Annotated in this window: 16 protein-coding genes, 2 tRNA genes and 1 rRNA gene; 7 read left to right on the top strand and 12 right to left on the bottom strand. The window is 27.1% G+C overall.

All coding sequences use genetic code 11. The features are described from left to right. Nucleotides 1-239 precede the first annotated feature (239 nt). The gene (gene proC / locus FD728_RS02405; RefSeq protein ID WP_159934406.1) at nt 240-1,052 is read right to left on the bottom strand and encodes a pyrroline-5-carboxylate reductase; all 813 of its coding nucleotides are present in this window, start codon (nt 1,050-1,052) and stop codon (nt 240-242) included. 158 nt (nt 1,053-1,210) lie between these two features. Here proC and FD728_RS02410 point away from each other — a divergent pair, with 158 nt between their 5' ends. After that, complete coding sequence (locus tag FD728_RS02410; RefSeq protein ID WP_159934408.1) at nt 1,211-1,408, top strand: YaiA family protein; 198 nt, start codon at nt 1,211-1,213, stop codon at nt 1,406-1,408. 1,015 nt (nt 1,409-2,423) lie between these two features. Here the strand turns inward: FD728_RS02410 and FD728_RS02415 are convergent. From FD728_RS02415 to FD728_RS02435, 5 genes are all read right to left on the bottom strand, one after another. Then, nucleotides 2,424-2,496 (bottom strand) — tRNA-Thr (locus FD728_RS02415). A gap of 302 nt (nt 2,497-2,798) precedes the next feature. Further along, the gene (gene crl, locus FD728_RS02420) at nt 2,799-3,173 is read right to left on the bottom strand and encodes a sigma factor-binding protein Crl (protein WP_159934410.1); all 375 of its coding nucleotides are present in this window, start codon (nt 3,171-3,173) and stop codon (nt 2,799-2,801) included. A 394-nt stretch (nt 3,174-3,567) separates the two neighbouring features. Further along, the gene (gene lpcA, locus FD728_RS02425) at nt 3,568-4,158 is read right to left on the bottom strand and encodes a D-sedoheptulose 7-phosphate isomerase (RefSeq protein WP_159934412.1); all 591 of its coding nucleotides are present in this window, start codon (nt 4,156-4,158) and stop codon (nt 3,568-3,570) included. A 552-nt stretch (nt 4,159-4,710) separates the two neighbouring features. Beyond that, nucleotides 4,711-5,970, bottom strand: coding sequence for an allantoate amidohydrolase (gene hpxK, locus FD728_RS02430; protein ID WP_159934507.1), 1,260 nt, complete (start codon nt 5,968-5,970; stop codon nt 4,711-4,713). Then, nucleotides 5,970-7,220 (bottom strand): alanine--glyoxylate aminotransferase family protein, encoded by a 1,251-nt coding sequence (locus tag FD728_RS02435; protein ID WP_159934414.1) that lies wholly within the window; start codon nt 7,218-7,220, stop codon nt 5,970-5,972. The genes hpxK and FD728_RS02435 overlap by 1 nt, the downstream gene beginning before the upstream one ends. 1,297 nt (nt 7,221-8,517) lie before the next feature. Here FD728_RS02435 and FD728_RS02440 point away from each other — a divergent pair. From FD728_RS02440 to hpxZ, 4 genes are read left to right on the top strand one after another with little or no spacing between them, the layout of a single operon-like run. Next, nucleotides 8,518-10,110, top strand: coding sequence for a gamma-glutamyltransferase family protein (locus tag FD728_RS02440; RefSeq protein ID WP_159934416.1), 1,593 nt, complete (start codon nt 8,518-8,520; stop codon nt 10,108-10,110). Between the two features lie 12 nt (nt 10,111-10,122). After that, nucleotides 10,123-10,308, top strand: a complete 186-nt coding sequence (hpxX, locus tag FD728_RS02445) for an oxalurate catabolism protein HpxX (RefSeq protein WP_159934418.1) — start codon at nt 10,123-10,125, stop codon at nt 10,306-10,308. After that, entirely contained in the window at nt 10,305-11,693 is a 1,389-nt protein-coding gene (locus FD728_RS02450) for an AtzE family amidohydrolase (RefSeq protein ID WP_159934420.1), read from the top strand. The genes hpxX and FD728_RS02450 overlap by 4 nt, the downstream gene beginning before the upstream one ends. 4 nt (nt 11,694-11,697) lie before the next feature. After that, a complete protein-coding gene (gene hpxZ / locus FD728_RS02455) occupies nt 11,698-12,090 on the top strand; it encodes an oxalurate catabolism protein HpxZ (RefSeq protein ID WP_370516244.1) in 393 nt (130 codons plus the stop codon). A gap of 61 nt (nt 12,091-12,151) precedes the next feature. Here the strand turns inward: hpxZ and puuE are convergent, their stop codons facing one another. After that, nucleotides 12,152-13,114 carry an allantoinase PuuE gene (gene puuE, locus FD728_RS02460; protein ID WP_159934422.1) on the bottom strand — a complete coding sequence of 321 codons (963 nt, stop codon included), beginning with the start codon at nt 13,112-13,114 and terminating at the stop codon, nt 12,152-12,154. Between the two features lie 31 nt (nt 13,115-13,145). Beyond that, nucleotides 13,146-13,877, bottom strand: coding sequence for an aspartate/glutamate racemase family protein (locus FD728_RS02465; protein WP_159934424.1), 732 nt, complete (start codon nt 13,875-13,877; stop codon nt 13,146-13,148). Nucleotides 13,878-14,560: 683 nt separating this feature from the next. On the opposite strand from FD728_RS02465, the gene FD728_RS02470 reads away from it, so the two are divergent. Continuing rightward, complete coding sequence (locus tag FD728_RS02470) at nt 14,561-16,036, top strand: NCS1 family nucleobase:cation symporter-1 (protein ID WP_159934426.1); 1,476 nt, start codon at nt 14,561-14,563, stop codon at nt 16,034-16,036. 25 nt (nt 16,037-16,061) lie between these two features. Here the strand turns inward: FD728_RS02470 and dnaQ are convergent, their stop codons facing one another. Next, a complete protein-coding gene (gene dnaQ / locus FD728_RS02475; protein WP_159934428.1) occupies nt 16,062-16,799 on the bottom strand; it encodes a DNA polymerase III subunit epsilon in 738 nt (245 codons plus the stop codon). Between the two features lie 45 nt (nt 16,800-16,844). Between dnaQ and rnhA the strand changes: the two genes are divergently transcribed. Continuing rightward, on the top strand, nt 16,845-17,309 hold the full coding sequence (gene rnhA, locus FD728_RS02480; protein ID WP_159934430.1) for a ribonuclease HI: 465 nt from the start codon (nt 16,845-16,847) through the stop codon (nt 17,307-17,309). Between the two features lie 62 nt (nt 17,310-17,371). On the opposite strand, the gene FD728_RS02485 is transcribed toward rnhA, so the two are convergent. The 3 genes from FD728_RS02485 to rrf all read right to left on the bottom strand — a co-directional run bounded on the left by FD728_RS02485 (nt 17,372) and on the right by rrf (nt 19,286). Further along, nucleotides 17,372-18,085 (bottom strand): class I SAM-dependent methyltransferase, encoded by a 714-nt coding sequence (locus FD728_RS02485; RefSeq protein ID WP_159934432.1) that lies wholly within the window; start codon nt 18,083-18,085, stop codon nt 17,372-17,374. A gap of 971 nt (nt 18,086-19,056) precedes the next feature. After that, nucleotides 19,057-19,130 (bottom strand) — tRNA-Asp (locus FD728_RS02490). A gap of 40 nt (nt 19,131-19,170) precedes the next feature. Further along, a 5S ribosomal RNA gene (gene rrf / locus FD728_RS02495) occupies nt 19,171-19,286 on the bottom strand. Nucleotides 19,287-19,356 lie beyond the last annotated feature (70 nt).

Raw genomic sequence — 19,356 nt, forward strand, 5'->3', positions numbered from 1 at the left:
ATATTATATATCTAGTTATTTTATACAGTAAATAATCTTACATTAAGAAATTTTCTTTTAAATCTTAAATATTAATGTATATAAGTTAATTGTGAATTTTTAAGTAAAAATAATAAAATAAATAATTTTTCAATTATAGTAATTGATTCTAATATATTAGAAGCTAATAATGTTTATTATATAAAAACAAAATAAAAATAAAATCTCAAAACTAAGATATAAATTTATTTATTATATATTTATTCACCACTTAGTCTTTTAGATTTAAGCATACATTGCTGAACTGCTTTTATTACTGAAGATCGAAAACCTCTCTCTTCTAATTCTTTTACCGCTTCAATAGTTGTACCTCCAGGTGAACATACCATATCTTTTAGTTCTCCTGGATGCTTACCAGTTTTTAGTACCATATGTGCTGCGCCCTTTACAGCTTGGGCAGCAAATTGATAAGCTTGAGCACGTGGCATTCCACCAAGTACTGCACCATCAGCCATAGCTTCAATTAACATAAATACATATGCCATTGATGAACTACTTACACTAATCACCGAATGAATAAGGTTTTCAGTTACAATTTCAATTTTACTAAAACTTTTTAAAAGTTCTATTATTTCAAATAATTCTTCATTTTTTATGAAAGAGTTAGGTGTTATCGAAGTCATACCTTCATTAACTAATGATGATATATTAGGCATTACACGAATAATTTTACGATTATTACCTAATACTTCAGATAAAGCATTAAGTGTTATGCCAGCTGCAACTGATATTATCATTGTATCTTTTTTTATGTAATCAACTAAGTTTTTTAATACTTTTAAAAATATATTTGGTTTTATTGCTATAAATAGAACATCAATTTCACTTAATAAATTTTCTACATTATTTATTGTTTTTAAACCATATTTTTGTGATATTTCTTGATTTATATTTATTTTATGATCATAAACTAATAAGTTAGTTGGATGAATATATTTACTATTTATCAATCCATTAATTATAGCTTGTGCTATATTTCCACAACCAAGAAATCCAACTTTTTTTTTGAACATAGTTAATTTTATCCATTAATAATTTACATTATTAATGGAATTTAAAAGAAAAAAAATTTAATCACAAGTAATAAATTAAAAATAAAAGAAAAATATATTTATATATATACTTATATATATAAAGTTATTATTCAATGTAATTTAAGGAATTAAGTATTATGGCAAATAGACCACCTTATCCTAGAGAAGCGAGAATTGTTGCTTTGAAAAAAGGACCAATAGGAAGTGTAAATACTTTTATTTGGTATCAATTAAGAAGTGATTATCCACATCCTAATACATTGATTAGTGAACATAAAACTGAAAATGAAGCAAAAAATGCAAAAGAACAATATGAAAATGAAAATAAAAAATAAATTAATTTAATTTTAATTAAATATATTCATCATAATCTATAGTACATATTAATAATTAAATTTAGCAATTATTCTATATTATGTTATAATTTTTCATCAGATAATTTAATATAAAAATAGAAATATTTTAAATAAATAGTACAAATATTTTAATTTCCATTAATAATTAGAAGTTATAACTACATATTTTATTTATCTTATATCCTTTTAGATAATAACAGTAAATCAAATTTTTATAATTATAAATTAAAAAATATGATTATATTGTAAGTGAATCAACTAAAACTACTATAGTTATTTATAATATATATATTTTGATTAATTAAATTTATGTTTATTTATTAAAATAACTTTAGATTAACGTTATTCTATATTGGTATATTTTATATTTTATATTTTTAAAAATATAAAATATAAAATATATTATTAATACACTATAAAGTACTAAATAAAAATTTATTAGTTAATATTTTTGTGGAATCAAAGATGATATTATCATAGGATATTTATACTTAAAATAAATTTAATTATTTATATTAATAGTAATAAAAATTATTTTTTAAAAAATGTAAATTTAGTTAGTTAAAAACATATATCATCATTATCTCTTCATATCTTTTCTATTTATCTCTGAAACTTTGTCAATATTGTTATTGAAGGAAGTATTGTTTTGTGAATTTTTATTACAAGTGTATTTACTTTAAATATTAAAAAACCATTCATTTATATTCTCGTACTTCTTTTATATTTACTATTATGAATGCCCAGTATGTTCATTAAGAAACTAATATTTTTTAATGTTGCTTTCTATATTATTCTATATACACTTATTTAATAAGTGCTTAATACTAACAGTATTTTTATAATATGAACTATTTATTTATTATTTTAACTATTGATTTAAGTAAAATTTAATAATTTAATAAAATTAATTAATATGTTATTAAATTAAAAGTATATTAAATAGTTCAAATATTTTTAAAGTTAATTAAACAACTAAAAGATAATAAATAAATGCCGGTAATAGGAATCGAACCTATGATCTTCGCATTACGAATACGTTGCTTTACCAACTAAGCTATACCGGCTTTATAATTTAATTAATTTATAATTAACAATTAAAATCAATTAAATTCATATTAAATGATCAATAAATTTTTTGATTAAACTTAAAAACAAATTGATTTAATTTTTATTAATGATTATTAATAAAATTAAGTTATATAATAAAAATTATTATTAATAATAAATATAATTTATAATCGTCAAAATTAGATAAAAAAATAATTTTTATTATTATAGAAGATATTTATGAGATAAATATCTCATGTTACATATAAGCATTCATCATTTCTTTCATAAAGAAAGAAATGATTAGTATATTATCTATTTATTTATTTTTGATAGGTTTAAGATCTAGTTTTAATTCTTGTAATGTATCCTTTAAACGTTCATGAAAATTATTTAAAGTTCTTTTAACATTTTCATGATTGTCTTTTCCTTTAATGTCAACAACATTCCATTCACCATCTTTATTAAATAAACCTAAATGATACTCATAAGTACAATAATCTTTATGTGTTTTTAATTCCATCCACCAACCCCAAAACTCACGTCTTTCTGGTTTCGGTTTTACATTAACACAAGCAGCTAAACAGTCAAAGAAAAATAAACTTTCAGCACATTTTCCTTCACGTAGATATGGTCCTAATTCAATCAACCGTTTCAGCAGATAACTACGAAAGTGATCATTTGATAATATCATATAAATTTCCTTTACCATAGATCGATGGACGTCTTTAGCTACAGATATTTATTTATTTTATTTAAATATAATATTATTTATATAATAAATTATGAATATTTATATTAATTAACAATTATAAAATATTTTAATTTAATAAAAAAATTAGATTATTTTAAGTAATTTTAATTTACTTTATGCGTTGATAATTTTAAACGCATAATAAAGATATTGTTCATTTATGTAAATTTAATTTATATTATACGTATCGGAATGTGATCAACATTAAAATACACTTTTAAATTAGTTTAATTTAATCGACAAATATTTTGGTTTCTTTATTTGATTTAAAATTTAATATTTGATTTTAAATTTAATTTATTTTAATTAATAAATTAAATTTATTAACCAATAATTAAATTACTTTATATCTTTCCATTTGTTTCTCAATTAATAGTATTAAAATATGGATGATTTTAATATGAATTTCTTGAATACGATCTGCATAACCAAAATAAGGAACACAAATTTCAATATCTGCACTACCTGCAATCTTACCTCCATTTTTTCCACTAAGAATAATCACTTTCATATCTTTTAAACGAGCTGCTTTAATTGCTTCAATAATATTATTTGAATTTCCTGAAGTTGATAGACCTAAAAGTACATCACCTTTACATCCTAATGCTTCAATATAACGTGAAAAGATATAATCATAACCAAAATCATTGCTGACACAAGACAAATGACATACATCAGATATAGCAATTGCTGGATATCCAGGACGATTTTTACGATAACGCCCAGTCAATTCTTCTGCGAAGTGTATGGCATCACAGTGTGAACCGCCATTACCACAAGAAAATACTTTAGCTCCTACTTTGAAGCTATTTGCTAATACAATTGCTGCACGATTAATATTATCAATATATAATTCATTGCTGAGAAAAGTATTTAAAAGATCAGCTGCTTCATTTAATTCTGAACTGATAATATCGTGATACATAAATAAATCCTATAAAAAAAGTAAAAATTATATTTTTTATAAAAGAATTAGTTATATAAATGATACTAAAATTAAATAATTTATATATATTATATATTAAAGTACGATAAGTTAATAATTAAGGGAAAATAATAATTTATTACTTTATCTATAGTTTTCTTAATAAGATATTTTTGATATAATCAAAATATAAATAAATTACATTAATACTCTATATTTAATACATAATCCAAGAACCTTCTTCAATAAAATATCTTATTTTAAATTATTATTATAATATATATAATAATTAACATATTAAACATTTATTATATATGATATGAATGTCATTCATTCAAAAAAAATCAGTAATTATTTTTTAAATATTTTTTCTAAATTTTATTGGTTGATTTTCTTAGATATTTTCTAATATAAAACTAAGTATTAATTAATTTTAGTTTAAAATAAAAATATTTTATAATTATCAATTGATTATTGAGTTATTTTTATATTAATAAAATCAAATATACGTTTAATATTATTTTTAATAAAGTAAATTTAATTCTTATTACCTTAAGATAAAGATCTAGAGACTTGATCTATTGCTAGTAAATATGCTTGTAATCCAAGTGCAATATCTTCAATTTTTACCGATTCTTTTGGATGATGACTAATACCTTTATAATTTCTTATAAATAACATACCAACTGGCCATTGTTCAGCAATAGCAATCGCATCATGACCTGCACCACTTGGTAGTTGTATACTACGACCTTGAATACTTTCTACTGACTTAATTAAAGTTTGTGTTAACCTAGCATCACACTTAGTTGAATCTATACGATAATATTCAGTAAAATTAAACTGTAAACTACGATATAAAGCAATTGCTTGAGCCTGATTTAAAATCATAGATAATAATTGTTCAATTTTATTATCTTGTGGACCACGTATATCAAGTTTTAATGTTATTTTTCCAGGAATAACGTTTACTGCCCCGGGTAAACAGTCAAGCATACCTACAGTAGCTACTAAATGTGAATCTATTTCTTTTGTACACTTCTCTATATAAGAGATCCATTCAGCAGCTGCTACTAAAGCATCTTTACGATGAAGCATTGGAACAGTACCTGCATGACCAGATTCTCCTATGAAATAGCAATTCAATCGACGTGCACCGTTTATCGCTGTAACTACTCCAAGTGCTAGTTCTTCTTGCTCTAGGCAAGGTCCTTGTTCAATGTGTAACTCTAGGTAAGCAATAATATCGTTTGTATTACGCTTTGCTTTATCAATATTTTGTATATTTAATCCAAAGTTTTTCATTGCATCCATTAAAGTAATACCATTCATATCGGAACAATGAATCCATTTTTCTGACCATTTTCCAGTTAGAGCTTTACTACCAAGCAATGTAATACCAAAACGAGTACCTTCTTCATCACCAAAACCAATAACTTCAATAGCTAATGGTAAACGTTGTTTATGATCTTGTAACCATTGTATAATCTCGATAGCACTTATAACACCCAATACACCATCGTAACGGCCAGCATTACGTACTGTATCTAAATGCGATCCAAGCAATAATATAGGAGCACCTGATTTTACTGATTCATAACGTCCACAAATATTACCTACTGCATCTTGCCATACTTTCATACCTGCTTCTTGCATCCACTTTCCAACACATTTATTAACAAGTAGATGTTCTTGCGATAAATAAAGTCTAGTTAATCCATCTGTATCACTTTCACTAATTTTAGCTAAATAATTACAACGAGATATGGTACGTACAGCAGAAGAATAAGCTTCTTTATTGCTCATAAACATTAGATGTTGCATATGTAGCTTCTCTTTTCATAATGATTCCAAGCTGCTTGTAAAGCTGCACCTTGAGTTGTATGAAACCCTAAGTAATTTAGCACTGCTTCTAAAGCAGAAAGAGTTTGCATTACACATTCCTTACGAGCATTATAACCCATAGTACCAATACGCCATACTTTACCGTGTAATGATCCAAAAGAAGTACCAATTTCAATCCCGAAATCTTCTAACATTAATTGACGCACTTTATCCCCATTAATACCATTGGGAATAATAACACCAATAATATTATTCATTTTATGAGATAAATCACCAAAAATACTAAGATTCATATGTTTAATACCTTCCATTAGTGCATCTCCATTTAATTTATGTCGTGTAATACTTTCATCTAATCCTTCTTGAATAAGTATACGAGCGCACTCACGAGCACCAAATAATGCAGTAGTAGCTTCTGTATGATGATTAAGCCGTTCGGGTCCCCAATAATCCATAATCATATTAAGATCAAAGTAATTAGAATAAATTATTTCATCCTTACCATCTATATGTTTATCAGTACGAATACCAGCTTCTACACAAGTCCGTTTACGAATTATAGATTCCATTTGAGAGCTAATAGTAATAGGAGATGTACCAGAAGGACCACCAAGACATTTTTGCATACCAGCTGAAACTGCATCAAGCTTCCAGATATCAGTTTCTAAAATATTTCCACCTATAGATGCAGTAGCATCAGTATAAAAAAGAACTCCATATTTTTGGCATATTGCACCCAAATCAGCTAATGGTTGTAACATAGTAGTTGAGGTATCACCTTGTACTGTTAATAGCATATTTGGTTTTATGCGCTTAATAGAATCTTCAATTTGATCTGGAGTAAATACCTCACCCCATGGTACTTCAATAGTATATACCTTTGCACGACAACGACGAGCAATTTCACACAATAAATGACCAAATCGTCCAAATATCGGAACTAATACCTTATTACCTGGACGTATAGATGATAAAAGTATAGCTTCAATTCCTGCACGAGAAGTGCCATTAATTAATATAGTCCAGCGATTTTTTGTACAAAATACAGTACGAAATAATTCCATTACTTCATGCATATAATTAGTCATAGCCGGATCATATTGTCCAATAAGTTGAGTTGACATAGCTCGTAATACTCGTGGATCTGCATTAATAGGACCTGGACCCATTAGTAAACGCTGCGGTGGATTTATTTGGAAAAAATTCCTAATCTCCATAATTATTCCTTATAGACCATTTATTAGACATAAATCATTAAAATAAATTTTTCTATTAATAATATGCAATTAAAAAATTAATATCATTTTATTCGTATAGGAATTCACTATATACACTTTAAAAGTATATATTACCTTAGATAAAGGAAATGAATTTCATGAGCAACAAGAATTAATACTATTTAAATCGAAATAATTACTCTAGTTACTACTATGATTTACTTTAATAAGTTAAATACTAAATCTGTAGATTTTTGTTTTATTAAAGAAATATTTTGATTATAAAACTATTATCTATAATAATTTGATAATTACTACATATGATGAGGTACACAATACTATGAAACATACTAATGAATAGCAGTATATATTTACTTTTTATCTATTTTATTTTTTAAGTTATTGTATTTTAAATAAATTAAACTTTATAGAATTATAATATTTATCTTTAATAGACTTTAATATATAGAGCAGTACTAAAGATAAAATCTTATACAGAATAATGTTATGCATAGTAAAAAATTAAAATATTTGAGTAACTACTATTTATTTTTAGATGAAAAATTTTATTTTTAATGATTTTAATTGATTAAATCTCATAATTGAATTTTATATTTTTTATTTAATCAATTAATACAATCTTTATGAAAGAAAAATACCTTAACTCTAGTACCTGGTACAGGTATAAAATTAGAATTTATTTCTTCCTCAAATATACTATTGAATTTAAATATCCCATTATTATTTTAATAAGATACTAAAAATAATATTAGTATAATAAGTATCAATGTATTTAATTATACTAGTTTGTAAATTACATAATGAAATATAAAAACAATATTTATATTCAAGAATTTATTATATAATAATAAAAAATATATATTGTATTATTAATTATTTTTAAATATTTAGATAAGACTATTATCCTATTATATAGGGTCATTAATATACGCTTTTTATTAGAAATATATATAATATTAATTAATCAAATATTATATATAAATAATAAGAATAGTTGTTAATATAAGTTAATAATTTATTATTATTACTGCAATTTATTATTGAATAGTAAATGAAAACTAAAATATTTTTTAACTATAATATTAATCTTATTAAGTTAAAAATTAATATTTTTTATATTAAGTAACTTACTTATTTTTATTTTTATTTTTATTTTTATTTTTATTTTTATTTTTATTAGATGAGTAATTTAATTAAAATTATTTAAATAGATTTTTATCTACATAGAACGACTCTTCTTTATGTAATATTAATGCTTAAAAAAAAAGAGTGATTTATGATACATAGTAATATGGCTCCATTAGCTATGGTAGTTACTCCACATCATCTTGCTAGTGAAAGTGCTCTTACAGTACTACGTGAAGGTGGAAATGCAATTGAAGCAATGGTTGCTGCAGCAGCTACTATCGCTGTAGTTTATCCACATATGAACGGATTAGGTGGTGATGGATTTTGGCTCATAATACCGCCTCATGATGATCCTATATCAATTCACGGTACTGGTGCAGCAGGTTCATTAGCAGATCGTAATTTTTATAAAGATGAAAGACATATTCCATATTATGGACCAAAAGCTGCTCTTACTGTAGCTGGTACTGTAAGTAGTTGGCATGAAGCATTAACGTTATCATATGAAATAAACAATACACCACCATTATCAATATCACGTTTACTAAGAGATGCGATTCGTTATGCTGCACATGGTATGCCAGTTACTGCATCCCAAGAGGCTGCAACTGCTATGAAAATACATCAGTTACAATATCAACCTGGCTTTGCTTCAACTTTTTTGCCAAATGGTTATATACCTAAAACTGGTAGTTGTTTTGTTCAACCAATGCTAGCAAATACACTATACTTGCTTACTAAACACGGTTTAGATAGTTTTTATCGAGGTAAACTAGCAAATAGTATAGCTAATGAGATGAAAGTACTAGGTATGCCGATTATATTAGAAGATTTACAAAGTCAACGTGCTAGTCGCTGTAAGCCACTACATCTATTACATAGCAAAGGTGATATTTGGAACATGAATCTTCCAACTCAAGGATTGGTATCTTTAGCGATTTTAGGTATTACTGATCGCCTTAATATGCAGGATGCAAATGAAGCTGAAACGATCCATCGTATAGTTGAAGCAACGAAAAAAGCTTTTTTATTACGTGATGTATATATAACTGATCCCCATCATATTGATATTAATATCCAATCTTTACTTAATAAATCCGAACTTGATGTACTAGCATCAGAGATCAATGATACGAATGCAGAACCTTGGAAAGCGATATCTAGACCAGGAGGAGATACAGTATGGATGGGAATAATAGATAATAGCAATTTAGCGGTTTCTTTTATTCAAAGTCTTTATCATGAATTTGGTAGTGGTATTGTATTACCTAATATTGGCATAACTTGGCAAAATCGTGGTGCTACATTTACATTACAAGAAGGAGATTTGTTAGCACTTGAACCAAGAAAACAACCATTTCATACACTTAATGCAGCTGGTGCTAGACTTAAAGATGGTCGTACTATGATATATGGAGCAATGGGAGGAGATGGACAGCCACAAACACAAGCAGCAATCTTTACTAGGCATATTATTCAAAGTTTACCACTTCAACAAACAATAAGTGCTCCTCGTTGGTTATTAGGGCGTCATTGGGGACAATCATCAGATTCCCTTAAAGTAGAAGATCGTATTACATTAAAAACAATACAACATTTATGTAATTGTGGACATAAAATTGAATTACTTAAAAATTTTAGTGAAATAGTTGGACATGCAGGTGCAATCATAAGACATAAAAATGGTATGTTAGAAGGAGCTTTTGATGTACGTAGTAATGGTAGTGCCGTTGGTTTTTAATCGGAGAATTTCATGCATTCACAAATTGATTGGATGATTTATATTAATCAAATGGAAAAGATTCTAATGTTAAAGTTAGATGATATACAACGTGCTGAGTTGTTGATTCAATTTAATTATATTGCTTCTATAGTAGAACCACTCATGTCTATGAAGTTAGATGAGCGAATTGAAGTAGCAGGAGTTTTTCATCCATGAAACTTACAACCTTATCTATTAACGACTTACAAAAATTATTAGCAATAAAAGAAATTAGTGCATATGAAATAGCACAACATACTTTATTAAGTATTGAAAAATATAATCCATCAATTAATGCTTGGACAGAAATAACTCATCAACGGATGTTAAACGAAGCAAAAATAATTGATCGACAAATTCAAATAGGTGATAAATTACCTCCATTAGCTGCTATCCCTTACGCTGTCAAAAACCTTTTTGATGTAATAGGGTATACCACATTAGTTGGTTCACATTTATTTAGCGATCGTCCAGAGGCATGTAAAGATGCTTGGGTAGTTAATAAATTAAATAAATCTGGAGCATTACTTACAGGTATGTTGAATATGGATGCCTATGCTTATGGATTTACAAATGAAAACAGTTATTATGGTGCAACATGTAATCCATGTGATCTATCACGAATTACTGGAGGATCATCTGGTGGATCAGCTGCTGCAGTAGCATCTGGGCTAGTACATTTTTCATTGGGTACTGATACCAATGGTTCAATTCGAGTACCTGCATCATTATGTGGCATTTTCGGTTTAAAACCAACTTTTGGTCGCTTATCACGTAGTGGAACTCATCCATTTGTTTCTAGTCTTGATCACATTGGCATATTTGCTCGTTCAGTAGAAGATTTAACACTAGTATATGACAGATTACAAGGTACGGATGTTAATGATCCATTTCAAATAGCTAAAAACCCTTCTTTTATAAGTAATTTATTAAAGATCAAGCTTAAAGCAATACGTAGTACTATACTGGGGGGTTTTTTTTCTACTTGGTGTACAAATGAAACGTATTCTGCTGTATCTACAGCATCAAAAGTATTAGATATAAAAGAAGAAACAATATTAGATGATGCTGAATTAGCGCGTACAGCAGCCTTTATTATTACGGCAGCAGAAAGTGGTAATCAATATTTACCAGCATTACAGAATACACCTTCAACTCGTTTCGAGCCACATGCTCGTGAACGATTGCTAGCAGGTGCTATGATTCCATCTACTTGGTACATACAAGCACAACGTTTCCGTCGTTATTTTCATCAGCGAGCTCTATCCTTATTTAAGAATTTTGATTTATTAATTGCTCCGGCTACACCATGTTGTGCCCCTTTTATTGGACAAAAAAACATTCATATTAATGGTCAAGATTTATCTATACGTATCAACATGGGTATGTTAACACAACCGATATCTTTAATAGGACTACCTGTATGTACTGTTCCTATACTAACAAATAGTGGTTTACCTATTGGTTTACAATTAATTGGAGCTCCTTTTAGAGAAGATGTAGTATTACGTGCTGCATATATATTAGAAAAAAGTAATCTTACTTTTCATAAAGTATATTAATATAATGCTTCAAATTACATTTGAACAAATTAATAATCCAACGATTATCGCTGAAGTAACTGATGTTTTCTATCGTTACGAGCAGGCATTAAAAAATAATAATATTAAAGTACTAGACGAATTATTTTGGCACGATAAACGTACTGTACGGCTAGGTTTAACAGAGAATTTATATGGAATTCAACAAATAAGAACTTTTCGTAAGAGGCGATCTTTAAAAGAATTAGAACGTACTTTACACAATACTATTATTAATACTTTTGGTGATAATTACGCAGTTTGTAGTACAGAGTTTACACGTAAGGGAATTGGTAAAATAGGCAGGCAACAACAAACTTGGGTTAGAATGCTATGTGGTTGGCGTATTGTAGCTGCTCAAATAAGTTTTATGAAATAACATTATAAGTGATCTAAAAGATTTATTTTCTTGATATAACTGCAATAATAAAAAGATGATATTATTTTTTATTTAGAATAGGAAATTTTTTCATCCAGTGTTCAGCTATCTGTTGTCTCGTACAGATCCATACCTTATCATATTTTTGGATATAATCTAAAAAACGCTGTAAAGCAATAAATCTACCTGGTCGACCTAATATTCGACAATGCATACCAATCGACATCATTTTAGGTGCAATTTCTCCTTCTTTATATAAAACATCGAATGTATCACATAAATAATTATAAAATTGATTTGCAGTATTAAAACCTTGAAACATAACGAATCTCATATCATTACATTCCAACGTATAAGGAATAATTAAATGTGTTTTTAGTGTACTATCTTCGCATACTACCTTTGTCCAAAATGGTAGATCGTCTCCATAATAATCACTATCATAAATAAAACCTCCATGTTCTACTACTAATCGACGTGTATTTGGACTATCTCGTCCAGTATACCAACCAGTAGGTTTTTTGCCAAACAAGCTAAGTAAAGTATTGACAGCTTGTTGTATATGTTGACGTTCAATATTTACATTTACATTTTGGTAATCGAGCCAACGCCAACCATGACTGACTATATCATAATCAGCTGACTTAATTGTCTCAACAATTTCAGGATTACGAACTAATGCCATTCCTACACCAAATATAGTTAATGGTAATTTTCGTATTTTAAACTCTTTATGAATACGCCAAAAACCTGCTCGCGCACCATATTCATATAATGAATCCATTGACATATGACGACTATTAGCGTAGCTATTAGCATTAATTATATCGGAAAGAAATTTTTCAGATTTAATATCTCCATGCAATACATTACTTTCTGCTCCTTCTTCGTAGTTAAGAACAAATTGTATCGCTATTTGTGCATTATTTGGCCATTGCGCATGAGGAGGATAATCTGAATATCCTATAAGATCTCGAGGATATTTTTTATTAAAAAATTCTTTATTTTTAATAAAAAGATTCATTATAATTACCTAATGAAAAATTATTGAATAATTAATTAAAATGATGAAAGATTCCTGTAATTGTTTTTTTTAAAGGAAAGTTTAGATCACCATATTTGCTAGTACCCAAACCTAATGTTATTAATCCTTCTAATATTTTTACCGCTGTACTTATGCCATCGATAACTGGAATATCTAATTCTTTAGTTAGAGTTTGAGATAACGGAGCCATGCCACTACACCCTAAAATAATTGCACCAATACCATCTTTACGCTTTGCTTTAATACAACAACGACGTACTTGTTCTTGTGCTAGTCCATTACCATTTTGTAAGTCTAAAACAGGCAGGTCTATAGAATGCAATCTTGCACAATGCTGTGTGAAACCATACTGCTGTAAAAGATGACGAATAATAATGAAAGTACGAGGCAAAGTAGTAACGATTGAAAATCGTGTTGCTATAATAGTAGCAATGTGCATTGCTGCTTCAGCAATCCCAATAACAGGGCCTTTTGCTATTTCACGGGCTGCTAATAATCCAGGATCACCAAAGCAAGCTATAATATGACCTTGCACTCCTTGTTTTATTCCAATTTTTACTTGTTCTAAAATACCAAACGTAGCTATAGCTTCATCAAAGTGACCTTCTATTGAGGCAACACCATACTCTGAACATACTACTAACACTTTAGTATTCGGTTCTACAATCGATGATACTACTTGTCTTATAGTTGATGTCATTTCTAAGTTAGTATTAGGGTTTATTACTTGAATTATCTTCATAATAGTATAATTCCTTTAATAAAAGACAAGAAGAATTAAGAATATTTATTTTTATAATTGAATTTCAAAATATGATAAAAATCAGATTATAAATCTTTTATTAGTATTGAAGAATTTTCTATTTATAAATAGATTGAATAATATTTATAGTAATAATTATGTACACTAATAAGTAGTCTAGTCATAAGGAATAAATAAATTATTAAAGATATAGACTAAATCTTTAATATAGTAATAAAACATTTATAATATTTACATAATAAAATTATATTGTTTCTTCTTAATTAAAAATTAAATGTTCTAAAATAGGAAAAAAGTATTAATTATTTTTATGTAATATTTAACATAATTGCACTATTATTGAAAAATAAGTGCAGAATATGCACTATAATCATACAATATTATATGAAATTTAATTTCAATATTAAATATTGACGAAATTAACAAATATGGATTCAATGTATTAATTTATAATAATTTAAATCAAATATTTTTATGCTGATATATGTTATCTATTTTTATAAAATTAATTCATATTAATATCAATGAATTAATACTTTTGATTAAATCTATTTAAATATTATTTATTATATCTAGCATTGCTTTAATGTATACAAAAATAACCTTGGCCTAGATCCTGCAGTATTAATCTAATGATTATAATATAGAGAAGAGCAGAATTTATGCTAAATAGTATTAAAATATCTTCCACAGAACAGGCTTCTAATAGCTTATCAAAGTATAGTCCACGCTTATATAATAAAGATCTTGCACCAACACGTGAGCAAAATTGGTCTTGGTATAATATTTTTTCTTTTTGGATGTCTGATGTACATAGTATGGGTGGTTATGTAGTAGCTGCCAGTTTATTTACACTTGGTTTAACTAGTTGGCAAGTAATTATTTGTCTAATATTGGGAATTTATATTGTACAAATCTGTGCTAACCTGATTGCTAAACCAAGTTATATATCGGGAGTACCATACGCAGTAATCTCGCGCCAAGCATTTGGTGTATTTGGTGCAAATATCCCTGCAATAATTCGTGGTTTAATTGCTTTTACTTGGTATGGAATTCAAACATATTTAGCATCTAATGCTCTTATGTTAGTTTTATTAAAGTTTTTTCCTTCATTTAATAGCATGACACAAAGTAGTTGGTTAGGTTTATCAATATTTGGTTGGTTTTGTTTTGGTATAATTTGGTTTTTACAATTTATAGTTTTTTGGCATGGTATAAATGTTATTAAAAATTTTATTGACGTGTCTGGTCCTGCAGTTTATTTAGTAATGCTAATATTAGCATGCTGGATTTTATATAAAACTGGCTTTAATAGAATATCTTTTTTTCTTGCTAGTAAGAACTTAAGTATTTATGAACAATTTTGGCAAATGATTACTGCAATAGCATTAATTGTTTCATATTTTTCTGGACCAATACTTAATTTTGGTGACTTTTCCCGTTATGGGAAAAGTATGCGTGAAATTAATCGTGGTAATTACTGGGGCCTACCATTTAATTTTCTTTTTTTTTCCATTATTACAGTAATTATAGTATCAGGTACACAGTCATTATTTGGTCGTATGATTACGGATCCAATTGAAACAGTAAGCTTAATAGGTAATGATCTAACAATAACACTTGCCCTATTAACAATAATTACTGCAACTATTGGAATTAATATTGTGGCAAATTTTGTATCTTCAGCATTTGATTTTTCTAATTGTTTTCCACAAAAAATTAGTTTTCGTACTGGTGGTATGATTTCTGCTGTAGGTTCTGTAATACTAACACCTTGGAATTTATTCCAGTCAGCAGAATTAATTCATTATACATTAGATATACTTAGTTCTTTTATTGGTCCATTATTTGGTATTTTAGTTGCTGATTTTTATTTTATTAAACACGGTAAAGTTATTATAGATGATCTATTTAATGCTACTCCTAAAGGACAATATTGGTATTATGAAGGTTTTAATTTAAAAGCAATTGCTACATTGATCCCATCAGTTGGTGTTTGTTTATTAATTAATTTTATCCCATTATTACAGATAGTAGCTAATTTTAGTTGGTTTATCGGTGTTATAATAAGTATAACATTTTATTATTGGTTAGCTACTAAAGAAGAAACCAATATAAAATGTTCTGATAAATATTAAATAACATAATTATACCTTACATATATTAATATTTAAAATTACGCCAAATACATTTACCGTTATTTTTTTGTACTATATCTAATAGATTTTCATGTTCAATTATTTCTTGCTTATTAGCATTCACTATACATAAATCCGATTTTGGTCTCTTAATAGGTTTGATATAATTATTTACTTGAAAAGTTAAAGATTCGTCTTCTAATGAAAAAGCTAGCAATGTTTGACCACCTGTCATTGCTAGATATACTTCAGCAAGAATTTCCGCATCAAGTAATGCACCATGAAGAGTACGTTTACTATTATCTATTTCATAACGAATACACAATGCATCAAGACTATTACGCTTACCAGGAAATATTTTTCGAGCTATAGCTAAACTATCTGTAATTTGGCAAAATGTTTCTATTTTATTTATATTACGTTTTAATAAACTAACTTCATAATTAATAAAATCAATGTCAAATGCAGCATTATGCATTACTAACTCAGCACCTCTTATATAATCTAAAAATTCATCGACCACGTTAAAAAACTGAGGTTTATCAAAAAGAAATTCATCAGAAATACCATGAATTATGAAAGCTTCTGGATCTACTAAACGATTAGGTTTGAGATAAACATGAAAATTATTACCAGTTAGATGCCTATTTATAATTTCAACAGCACCAATTTCAATAATACGATGATGAACTTCGGAATCTACAGTATTTAGACCTGTAGTTTCAGTATCTAAAACAATTTGCCTGTTATTTATTTTCTTCATACGATTAACTATATATTAAATTATTTAACAATAAGTATACTAATAATGTTACGAAACATATTAATATTTACTGATGGCTCTTGTCTTGGTAATCCTGGTCCTGGTGGCTATGGAGCTATTGTACGTTATAGTCATTATGAAAAAATGTTTAGTACTGGTTATTATCTCACTACTAACAATAGAATGGAATTAATGGCAGCTATAATAGCACTAGAATCATTAATAAATCCATGTAATATTATTATCAATACAGATAGCCAATATTTACGTCAAGGAATCACACATTGGATTTTAAATTGGAAAAAATATAACTGGAAGACAGCTAATAATAAATTAGTTAAAAATATTGATTTATGGAAAAGACTTGATTTTATGCTTGGTATTCATAAAATTCAATGGAAATGGATAAAAGGTCATGATGGTAATTTAGAAAATGAAAGATGCGATGCAATGGCACGCAGTGCTGCAAATAATCCATCTTTAGATGATATAGGATATCGCAAACGATAATTTTTTTTAACTTATTTAAAGTTTATACATTGTCTTTTTATACATTGTCTTAATGATTATATTCATTGACTAGTAGCATTAATAGGTGCATGCATTTTTGTTGTTGTATTTAGATTTTTTTTATTTCTAAGAGGTATTAATGGGAACGTACGTTTACGACCTACTACAATATTTAAACAACCGAAAACTGATAGTAAATGTTTATTCATTATTTTCCTTCTTTCTTGCTTATACCATGGTAATACTTGACAGCACATACAGTGTGTTATTTCATAATTAAGAAGACTAAGCCAGTCAAGAAGACGTAATTGACTAAACATTCTTCCATTCCATGGTATACGTTGATAAAAACCTGGAATTCCTTTACTAAGTCCTAATAAACTAAAAGGATTAAATCCACTTATAATGATCCATCCATCATCGATTAGTACACGATCTACTTCACGTAGTACCATATGTGGATCTTGACTCCAAGCTAAAGTATGGGCTAAAAGACAAACATCAATTGATTTAGAATCGAATGGTAATTGTGTAGTGTTAGCAATAACTTGCAATACATCACCTTCATTCCCTATATTAATTTGATGCGATATATTACATTGACTTGTATTTATTTCTGCACTTAGTAAACCAATTTTAAGCATATGAAATCCATATAACTTAACTAGAAATGGCTTTAATTGTTGTGTCAGAGCTTCGCAAAAATGGTTACCCCATGGTATATCGCTCCAAGACCGTGGTGCAATAAGCATTTGCTGTGTTTTAGCAGGTTTCATTTTTTATAGTTGTTTTTTGATTAAAATTAAAAGATTTTAAAATATATGCAACTGACATACAAATAAAAATATTTTTTAAATTTTTTAAATTTTTTATCCAACTCATTAATATATACTATAATTTTAATAAAAATATTAAAATGTATTTTTTTTACTATTATACTGACGCATATAAAAAAATAGATACAAAAGCATCTTAAATATATTTTTTAATAATATTATCATAGTTATTAACTATATTATATATAATTTTTTAATTTTAAATGTTAGCTAATGAATCTTTTGTAATCATATGTAATCATATGTAATCATGGATAAACTAACCATCATATTTCGGTAAAAACCAAAATTCAAAGGTCGATCAAATGCTTTACGGCGATAATCATTATGAAAATTAACTTAATGTAAAACCATTTCACGTACAAAATAATAAGTTACATTCATATACTTACTATTCTAGGTATTAAAATTTCTAGCCATAATTTTAAATTTAGTATCTAATGACAATATGTTAGTTAATATACTTTTATAAACACTAATATTAAAAAATAAAATTTATTATATGCATGTTAATTACCATAATTTAAAAATCATTAAATACAAGATTAAGTAAAGGATCAGCTGTAATTAATGCTAATTTTGCTAATCTTAATAAAAGTTTTAGTTTAAGAAATAAATACCAATAACAAGATGTACTAAAAGTAAAGTTATTACACTTAAATAATATATTTTTTAGTAACAAATCAAATTAGTTCAAAGGTAGCTTTTGGTTCTTTTTGTTATTTAGGAAAAATGCTCTTAATAGGCTGTTCTGTAGAATATCAAATTATATAATTTTATGCTATTACCTATATATCTAACTCAATAATAATATAGTATTAAATACTAAACAATATAAAACTTTATACTTAATAAATTATAAGTATCTTTTAAATTTTAATAATATTTATATATTAACGGGGTAATGATAACGGAACGGACGGGATTTGAACCCGCGACCCCCTGCGTGACAGGCAGGTATTCTAACCAACTGAACTACCGCTCCATTCTTACTTAGTAAAGAAAGTGTATTTTCAATATATGTTGCCTGGCAGTTCCCTACTCTTGCATGGGGAATCCCCATACTACCATCGGCACTACGGCATTTCACTTCTGAGTTCGGCATGGTATCAGGTGGTACCACCGCGTTATTGCCGCCAGGCGAATTCTGTTGATTCATGCACAAAATGCATGAAGTATTTTATAAAATAAGCTGAAACTTTCATAAAACG

Source organism: Pantoea sp. Aalb (assembly GCF_009829985.1).
GTDB lineage: Bacteria > Pseudomonadota > Gammaproteobacteria > Enterobacterales > Enterobacteriaceae > SZZU01.

Bases quoted from the DNA above. Each gene is read 5' to 3' on its own strand.
- proC (WP_159934406.1), bottom strand. From the start codon at position 1,052: ATGTTCAAAAAAAAAGTTGGATTTCTTGGTTGTGGAAATATAGCACAA.
- FD728_RS02410 (WP_159934408.1), top strand. From the start codon at position 1,211: ATGGCAAATAGACCACCTTATCCTAGAGAAGCGAGAATTGTTGCTTTG.
- crl (WP_159934410.1), bottom strand. From the start codon at position 3,173: ATGATATTATCAAATGATCACTTTCGTAGTTATCTGCTGAAACGGTTG.
- lpcA (WP_159934412.1), bottom strand. From the start codon at position 4,158: ATGTATCACGATATTATCAGTTCAGAATTAAATGAAGCAGCTGATCTT.
- hpxK (WP_159934507.1), bottom strand. From the start codon at position 5,970: ATGTTTATGAGCAATAAAGAAGCTTATTCTTCTGCTGTACGTACCATA.
- FD728_RS02435 (WP_159934414.1), bottom strand. From the start codon at position 7,220: ATGGAGATTAGGAATTTTTTCCAAATAAATCCACCGCAGCGTTTACTA.
- FD728_RS02440 (WP_159934416.1), top strand. From the start codon at position 8,518: ATGATACATAGTAATATGGCTCCATTAGCTATGGTAGTTACTCCACAT.
- hpxX (WP_159934418.1), top strand. From the start codon at position 10,123: ATGCATTCACAAATTGATTGGATGATTTATATTAATCAAATGGAAAAG.
- FD728_RS02450 (WP_159934420.1), top strand. From the start codon at position 10,305: ATGAAACTTACAACCTTATCTATTAACGACTTACAAAAATTATTAGCA.
- hpxZ (WP_370516244.1), top strand. From the start codon at position 11,698: ATGCTTCAAATTACATTTGAACAAATTAATAATCCAACGATTATCGCT.
- puuE (WP_159934422.1), bottom strand. From the start codon at position 13,114: ATGAATCTTTTTATTAAAAATAAAGAATTTTTTAATAAAAAATATCCT.
- FD728_RS02465 (WP_159934424.1), bottom strand. From the start codon at position 13,877: ATGAAGATAATTCAAGTAATAAACCCTAATACTAACTTAGAAATGACA.
- FD728_RS02470 (WP_159934426.1), top strand. From the start codon at position 14,561: ATGCTAAATAGTATTAAAATATCTTCCACAGAACAGGCTTCTAATAGC.
- dnaQ (WP_159934428.1), bottom strand. From the start codon at position 16,799: ATGAAGAAAATAAATAACAGGCAAATTGTTTTAGATACTGAAACTACA.
- rnhA (WP_159934430.1), top strand. From the start codon at position 16,845: ATGTTACGAAACATATTAATATTTACTGATGGCTCTTGTCTTGGTAAT.
- FD728_RS02485 (WP_159934432.1), bottom strand. From the start codon at position 18,085: ATGAAACCTGCTAAAACACAGCAAATGCTTATTGCACCACGGTCTTGG.